The sequence below is a fragment of the Bacillus sp. AFS059628 genome, from assembly GCF_002571225.1.
Lineage (GTDB): Bacteria > Bacillota > Bacilli > Bacillales > Bacillaceae_G > Bacillus_A.
This window is the reverse complement of the sequence record NZ_NVEC01000096.1, coordinates 74,091-80,315: the sequence shown is the minus strand read 5'-3', so window position 1 is coordinate 80,315 and position 6,225 is coordinate 74,091. Positions and strand designations below refer to the sequence as shown.

The window sequence follows — 6,225 nt, the reverse complement described above, 5'->3', positions numbered from 1 at the left end:
GCAGAAGTGGAAGTAGTTGCAGAAGCGGAAGAGTCAGAAGAAGAGGAAGTAATTGCGGAAACAGAAGCGCCAGAAGAAGCAGAACCTGTAGCACTTAAGGAAACACAGCAAGAAATGGTGTTAAATGAAGCAATTGAACAAACGAATGAATTCATACTTGATGCTGAGGCTGATGAACAAACGAAGAAAGATGTTCAAAACTTTGCGGATGTTTTAATTGCAGAAGAGCGACCAGTTGTGGAAGAAGCAGTGATTGCAGAAGAACAACCAGTTGTGGAGGAAACACCGGTCGCAGAAGCGTCACCAGTTGTACAAAAAGAAGAACCAAAACGTGAGAAAAAGCGTCATGTACCATTCAATGTTGTTATGTTGAAACAAGACAGAACGAGATTAATGGAAAGACATGCGGCTAGAGCAAATGCAATGCAATCTTCTATGAAAGAACGAGTAGAGAATAAGCCTGTACAACAAGTAGAAGAAAAACCAATGCAACAAGTGGCAGTGGAACCACAAGTGGAAGAAAAACCAATGCAGCAAGTGGCAGTGGAACCACAAGTAGAAGAAACAGCAATGCAGCAAGTAGCAGTAGAACCACAAGTAGAAGAAAAGCCAATGCAGCAAGTGGTGGTAGAACCACGAGTGGAAGAAAAGCCAATGCAGCAAGTGGCAGTGGAACCACAAGTGGAAGAAAAGCCAATGCAGCAAGTGGCAGTAGAACCACAAGTAGAAGAAAAGCCAATGCAGCAAGTGGTGGTAGAACCACAAGTGGAAGAAAAGCCAATGCAGCAAGTAGTGGCAGAGCAAGTACAAAAGCCAATTTCAAGTACGGAAGTAGAAGAGAAAGCATATATTGTAAATCAAAGAGAGAACGATATGCGAAATGTATTGCAAACACCACCGACATATGCGGTTCCGCCATTAACATTACTATCGATTCCGCAGCAAGCAGCGTTAGATAATACAGAATGGCTGGAAGAACAGAAAGAATTATTAGATACTACCTTTAATAATTTCCACGTTGGCGCACATGTTATTAATGTATCGCAGGGTCCGGCAGTCACTCGTTTTGAAGTACAGCCAGATCCAGGTGTGAAAGTAAATAAAATTACAAATTTAAGTGATGATATTAAGTTAAGCTTAGCGGCGAAAGATATTCGTATTGAAGCACCGATTCCAGGGAAGAGTGCCATTGGAATTGAAGTTCCAAATAAAGAAAGTAAGCCAGTATTTCTTCGTGAAATTTTAAGAAGTCCTGTGTTTACAAAGAGCGAATCACCGCTTACAGTTGCGCTTGGGCTTGATATTTCAGGTGATCCAATTGTAACGGATATTCGAAAAATGCCACACGGACTAATTGCGGGTGCAACCGGTTCTGGTAAAAGTGTGTGTATTAACGCAATTTTAACGAGCATTTTATATAAAGCGAAACCACATGAAGTGAAGTTAATGTTAATCGATCCGAAGATGGTTGAGCTTGCACCATACAATTCTGTTCCGCATCTTGTCGCACCTGTTATTACGGATGTAAAAGCTGCGACAGCTGCATTAAAGTGGGCAGTTGAAGAAATGGAGCGCCGTTATGAATTGTTTGCGCACGCAGGTGCTCGTGATTTAACTCGTTACAATACTATTGTAAGTGAGCGAGAAATTCCGGGAGAAACATTACCTTATATCGTTATTGTCATTGACGAGTTAGCCGACTTAATGATGGTAGCACCTGGTGATGTTGAGGAAGCGATTTGTCGTATTGCGCAAAAAGCACGTGCTTGTGGTATTCATTTATTAGTAGCGACGCAGCGTCCATCTGTAGATGTTATTACAGGTTTAATTAAGTCAAACATTCCAACGCGTATTGCGTTTACTGTATCATCTCAAGTTGATTCGCGTACGATTATCGATATTGGTGGCGCGGAGAAATTACTTGGCCGTGGTGATATGTTATTCTTAGGGAACGGTACATCTAAGCCTGTTCGTGTACAAGGTGTATATGTATCGGATGATGAGATTGAAAAGACAGTTGATCATGTGAAAAAGCAAATGAAGCCGAATTACTTATTTAAGCAAGAGGATTTATTAGCGAAAACAGAACAAGCTGAGTCGGAAGACGAATTGTTCTTCGAAGCATGTCAATTTGTTGTAGAACAAGGGGGAGCGTCCACATCTTCTGTACAGCGAAAATTCCGCATCGGTTATAATCGCGCGGCACGTCTCATTGAAGAGATGCAATCGCAAGGAATTATTTCTGAAGCAAGAGGAACGAAGCCAAGAGATGTCCTTATTTCTGAGGATGAATTCGCTGCTATGCAGGAAACAAATGTATAGTAAACGGTTTTGCTGTATACTAAGAGAAAATGTTGGATAGTAAAGTAGGGAGTAAAGCGACATGAAAGAAATTGAATTAAAATTAAAAGGTGAAATAAATAGACTAACAAATAAAACATTTAAATTTGACGAACGCGTTGGAGAAGGTTGGTTCTCTGCCGTTTACTTTTTAAAGACTAGAGAAATCATTGAAGAATTTCGCCCGAAAAGTGTTGTAACGATGCAATTTTTCCAAAAGGAAAATGCAGTTCTTTGCGGAACAGATGAAGTGATTGCGTTGCTACAAACATTCGCTAAAAATCCTGAGGAACTTGAAATTAACTCTTTAAAAGATGGCGATAAAATTAGTCCGTTTGAAACAGTGTTAACAATTCATGGTCCTTATGAAAATTTCGGATTTTTAGAAGGTGTCATTGATGGGATTTTAGCTCGTCGTACATCAGTTGCGACAAACGTATATAACGTTGTCCAAGCTGCGCGTAGCGTAGATAAAGAAAAACCAGTTATTTTCATGGGAGACCGTGACGATCATTATACACAACAAGCTGGTGACGGCTATGCAGCATACATCGGCGGTATGAGCGCACAAGCGACGCATGCAATGAATGAATGGTGGGGCAAAAGTGGTATGGGGACAATGCCTCACGCATTAATTCAAATGTTTAATGGTGATGTCGTGGAAGCGGCAAAAGCATATCATAAGAAATTCCCAGAAGATGAATTAGTTGTATTAATTGATTACAACAATGATGTCATTACAGATGCACTTCGCGTAGCGCGTGAATTTGGATCAACATTAAAAGGTGTACGTGTAGATACGTCGCGCACAATGATTGATCAATACTTCATTCGTCACCCAGAAGTACTTGGAACATTCGATCCACGTGGTGTAAACCCATCGCTTGTATTCGCACTTCGTAAAGCACTTGATGAAGAAGGATTCCAGCATGTAGACATCGTTGTAACTGGTGGATTTGATGAGAAGCGTATTCGTGAATTTGAAGCTCAAAATGTACCTGTTGATATATACGGAGTAGGAAGTAGCTTATTAAAAATGAATATTGGCTTTACTGGTGATAACGTAGAATTAAATGGAAAACCAGAAGCGAAAGCTGGTCGTAAATATCGTCCAAACCCACGTTTAGAGCGTGTTCAATTAGAAAAAAGAGAAGATATGTAAAAGAGAGAAAAACTGATAGGTGATTGACCCTATCAGTTTTTCTGTTATCATAGTATAGCGGCTTCTTTTTTGCTATAATGGATTTGTTATGGACATAAAAAAGAAGTACGTACGAGTTTATCCTGATAAGTGAAGGGAAGAATAACTTCACTACATCAAAAATGTATGATGATTACCAAAATAAGAAAAGATTCATATACTGTCTTATAGATAGGCCGTTGTATTAGTTCGAAATGTTGGAGGTTCTTTAAGATGACAGTTTACCATTTTGTAGGAATTAAAGGAACAGGAATGAGTTCATTAGCGCAAATTCTTCATGACATGAAGCATACTGTTCAAGGGTCTGATTATGAAAAGCGTTTCTTTACACAAACAGCGTTGGAAAAGCGCAATATCTCGATCCTTCCTTTTGATAAAAGTAATGTAAAAGAAGGACAAGTGATTATTGCAGGAAATGCATTTCCTGATACGCATGAAGAAATTGAAGCAGCAAAAGAATTAAACATCCCAGTACATCGTTACCATCACTTCTTAGGTGACCTTATGAACCAATACACAAGTGTTGCTGTAACTGGTGCGCATGGAAAAACATCAACAACTGGTTTGTTAGCCCATGTAATGCAAGGTGCACACCCTACATCTTACCTTATTGGAGATGGAACAGGGCATGGGGTAGAAAATAGTAAGTATTTTGTATTTGAAGCTTGTGAGTATCGTCGTCATTTCTTGTCTTACAATCCAGACTATGCGATTATGACAAACATTGATTTTGATCATCCAGATTATTTCACAGATATCAATGATGTATTCAGTGCATTCCAAGAGATGGCATTGCAAGTGAAAAAAGGCATTATTGCATGTGGAGATGATGAAGAACTTCAAAAAATTCAAGCGAAAGTACCTGTTATTTTCTATGGATTTGGAGAAGATAATGATTTCCAAGCACGTAACATTCAAAAGAGAACAGATGGTACTATTTTTGATGTATTCGTTCGTAATACGTACTATGACACGTTCAAAATTACAGGATACGGCAACCATAGCGTATTAAATGCATTAGCAGTAATTGCACTTTGCCATTATGAAAACGTTGATGTAGAAGCAGTTAAGCATCAGCTAACAACTTTTGAAGGCGTAAAACGTCGCTTTAATGAAAAGCCGATGGGAGAGCAAGTGATTATCGATGACTACGCACACCATCCGACAGAAATTAATGCAACGATTGAAGCAGCTCGTCAAAAACATCCAGAGCGTGAAATTGTCGCTGTATTCCAGCCACACACATTCTCACGTACAGAAAAGTTCTTAGATGAGTTTGCTGAAAGCTTAAGCAAAGCTGACCAAGTATACTTATGTGATATATTCGGATCAGCACGCGAAAACAAAGGTGAATTAACAATCGAAGATCTGCAAAAGCGTATTGACGGTGCAGAACTAATTACAGATACAACAACGGATGTATTAAAGAAACATAAAAACGGCGTTCTAATCTTCATGGGCGCAGGAGACATCCAAAAATTCGAAGCAGCTTACGTAAAAGAAGTTCAAGTTGCAGAGAAGTAATAGAAAAGACGCATAGCTGTGGCTGTGCGTCTTTTTTTGTTGTGTTCGATATATTTTAAAAAGCGCTGATATGTTGGTATTGTTCATTTTTTTTGTATAGTTGTTTTAATGAGAATATATAGAGTGAACTAAAAAGTACATATCCAATTAAATAATAGAATGAAAACATATCGAATTGTTTTGTGATCATAATTCGAATCGCGAAAAATGCAAATGGAAGTGCAATTAAAACGTTAGTACTAAAGGAAATCATTGTTTTTAAAAATTTTAATTGCTTTGTATTCCAATAGTTTTCTCTACAGATGAACCAAATGTTGCTTGCGATAAAGGCTAGTAAAAAAGGTAAATTAGCTGAAATATTTATAAAGCCAAGTGCGATAGGTACTGATAAAGCAACAAGTGGAGCAACTGATAGTCCTGTAAAGTATTTAATAAATGTATTTGTAGACTGTTGTGCAGCCTGAATAACATCTGTATATTCTCCTGCAATTTCCTTTGCTAATTCTTTTGGAGGAAGAAATTCTTCAATCACTTGTGAAGGGATGGCTTCTAATGGTATTCCTTCGCTTTCTTTACTTAATGCATTTTCATATAAATCGGATTTGATTTCTAGCACATGTTGTTCTCTTGCTGGCGTAGGTAAGTTCATTAAACTTTTATGAAGAGCGTGTAAGAAAGAAGTAATGAGTTCATTTGAAAAGAATTGTTCCTTGTTCATTTTTTATCCTCTCCTTTAGCTAGTAACATTAGAGCATGGTACACTGCATCATAATCATGTAAGCGACTATGTAAAATTTCTCTCCCTTCGTCTGTAATGCGATAGTATTTTCTTTTTGGACCATCACCAGATTCTTCCCAATAGGAAACAGCCCAGTTGTTTTTCGTAATTCGATTTAATATAGGATAAATCGAGCCGTTTGGGATATGAAATACAGGGATATCTTGTAATGCACTTGTAATTTCGTATCCGTACATAGGTTGTTTACTTATTAAAGACAAAATAGCGAGATCAAAAACGCCTTTACGTAATTGAATTATAAAATTATCATTTTTTTCCATACTTTAACTATATATGATTCATATCTAGATATCAATCATATATAGTTATTTTTTTATTTATGTATTGACCTAGAGTTAACTCTAGGTTATAAGATGAAAAT

5 protein-coding genes are annotated in these 6,225 nt (G+C 37.8%); 3 read left to right on the top strand and 2 right to left on the bottom strand.

The genetic code is table 11. The annotated features are described in order from the left end of the window. The 3 genes from COL05_RS27165 to murC form a co-directional block, all read left to right on the top strand. Positions 1–2,322: DNA translocase FtsK (locus COL05_RS27165; RefSeq protein ID WP_142337682.1), on the top strand; the 2,322-nt coding region annotated here is incomplete at its 5' end. Positions 2,323–2,383: 61 nt separating this feature from the next. Then, the gene (locus COL05_RS27160) at positions 2,384–3,502 is read left to right on the top strand and encodes a nicotinate phosphoribosyltransferase (RefSeq protein WP_000658369.1); all 1,119 of its coding nucleotides are present in this window, start codon (positions 2,384–2,386) and stop codon (positions 3,500–3,502) included. 252 nt (positions 3,503–3,754) lie between these two features. Next, positions 3,755–5,065, top strand: coding sequence for a UDP-N-acetylmuramate--L-alanine ligase (gene murC / locus COL05_RS27155; protein WP_098670849.1), 1,311 nt, complete (start codon positions 3,755–3,757; stop codon positions 5,063–5,065). A gap of 55 nt (positions 5,066–5,120) precedes the next feature. Here murC and COL05_RS27150 read toward each other — a convergent pair whose 3' ends face one another. Both COL05_RS27150 and COL05_RS27145 read right to left on the bottom strand, forming a co-directional pair. Next, positions 5,121–5,783: an HAAS signaling domain-containing protein gene (locus COL05_RS27150; RefSeq protein ID WP_098670848.1), complete on the bottom strand. Its 663-nt coding sequence runs from the start codon at positions 5,781–5,783 to the stop codon at positions 5,121–5,123. Then, on the bottom strand, positions 5,780–6,124 hold the full coding sequence (locus tag COL05_RS27145) for a PadR family transcriptional regulator (protein WP_087932429.1): 345 nt from the start codon (positions 6,122–6,124) through the stop codon (positions 5,780–5,782). Before COL05_RS27145 ends, COL05_RS27150 begins: the two co-directional genes overlap by 4 nt. Positions 6,125–6,225: the final 101 nt, after the last annotated feature.

Excerpts from the sequence above, each read along its gene's own strand:
- COL05_RS27160 (WP_000658369.1), top strand. The coding sequence starts at position 2,384 with ATGAAAGAAATTGAATTAAAATTAAAAGGTGAAATAAATAGACTAACA.
- murC (WP_098670849.1), top strand. The coding sequence starts at position 3,755 with ATGACAGTTTACCATTTTGTAGGAATTAAAGGAACAGGAATGAGTTCA.
- COL05_RS27150 (WP_098670848.1), bottom strand. The coding sequence starts at position 5,783 with ATGAACAAGGAACAATTCTTTTCAAATGAACTCATTACTTCTTTCTTA.
- COL05_RS27145 (WP_087932429.1), bottom strand. The coding sequence starts at position 6,124 with ATGGAAAAAAATGATAATTTTATAATTCAATTACGTAAAGGCGTTTTT.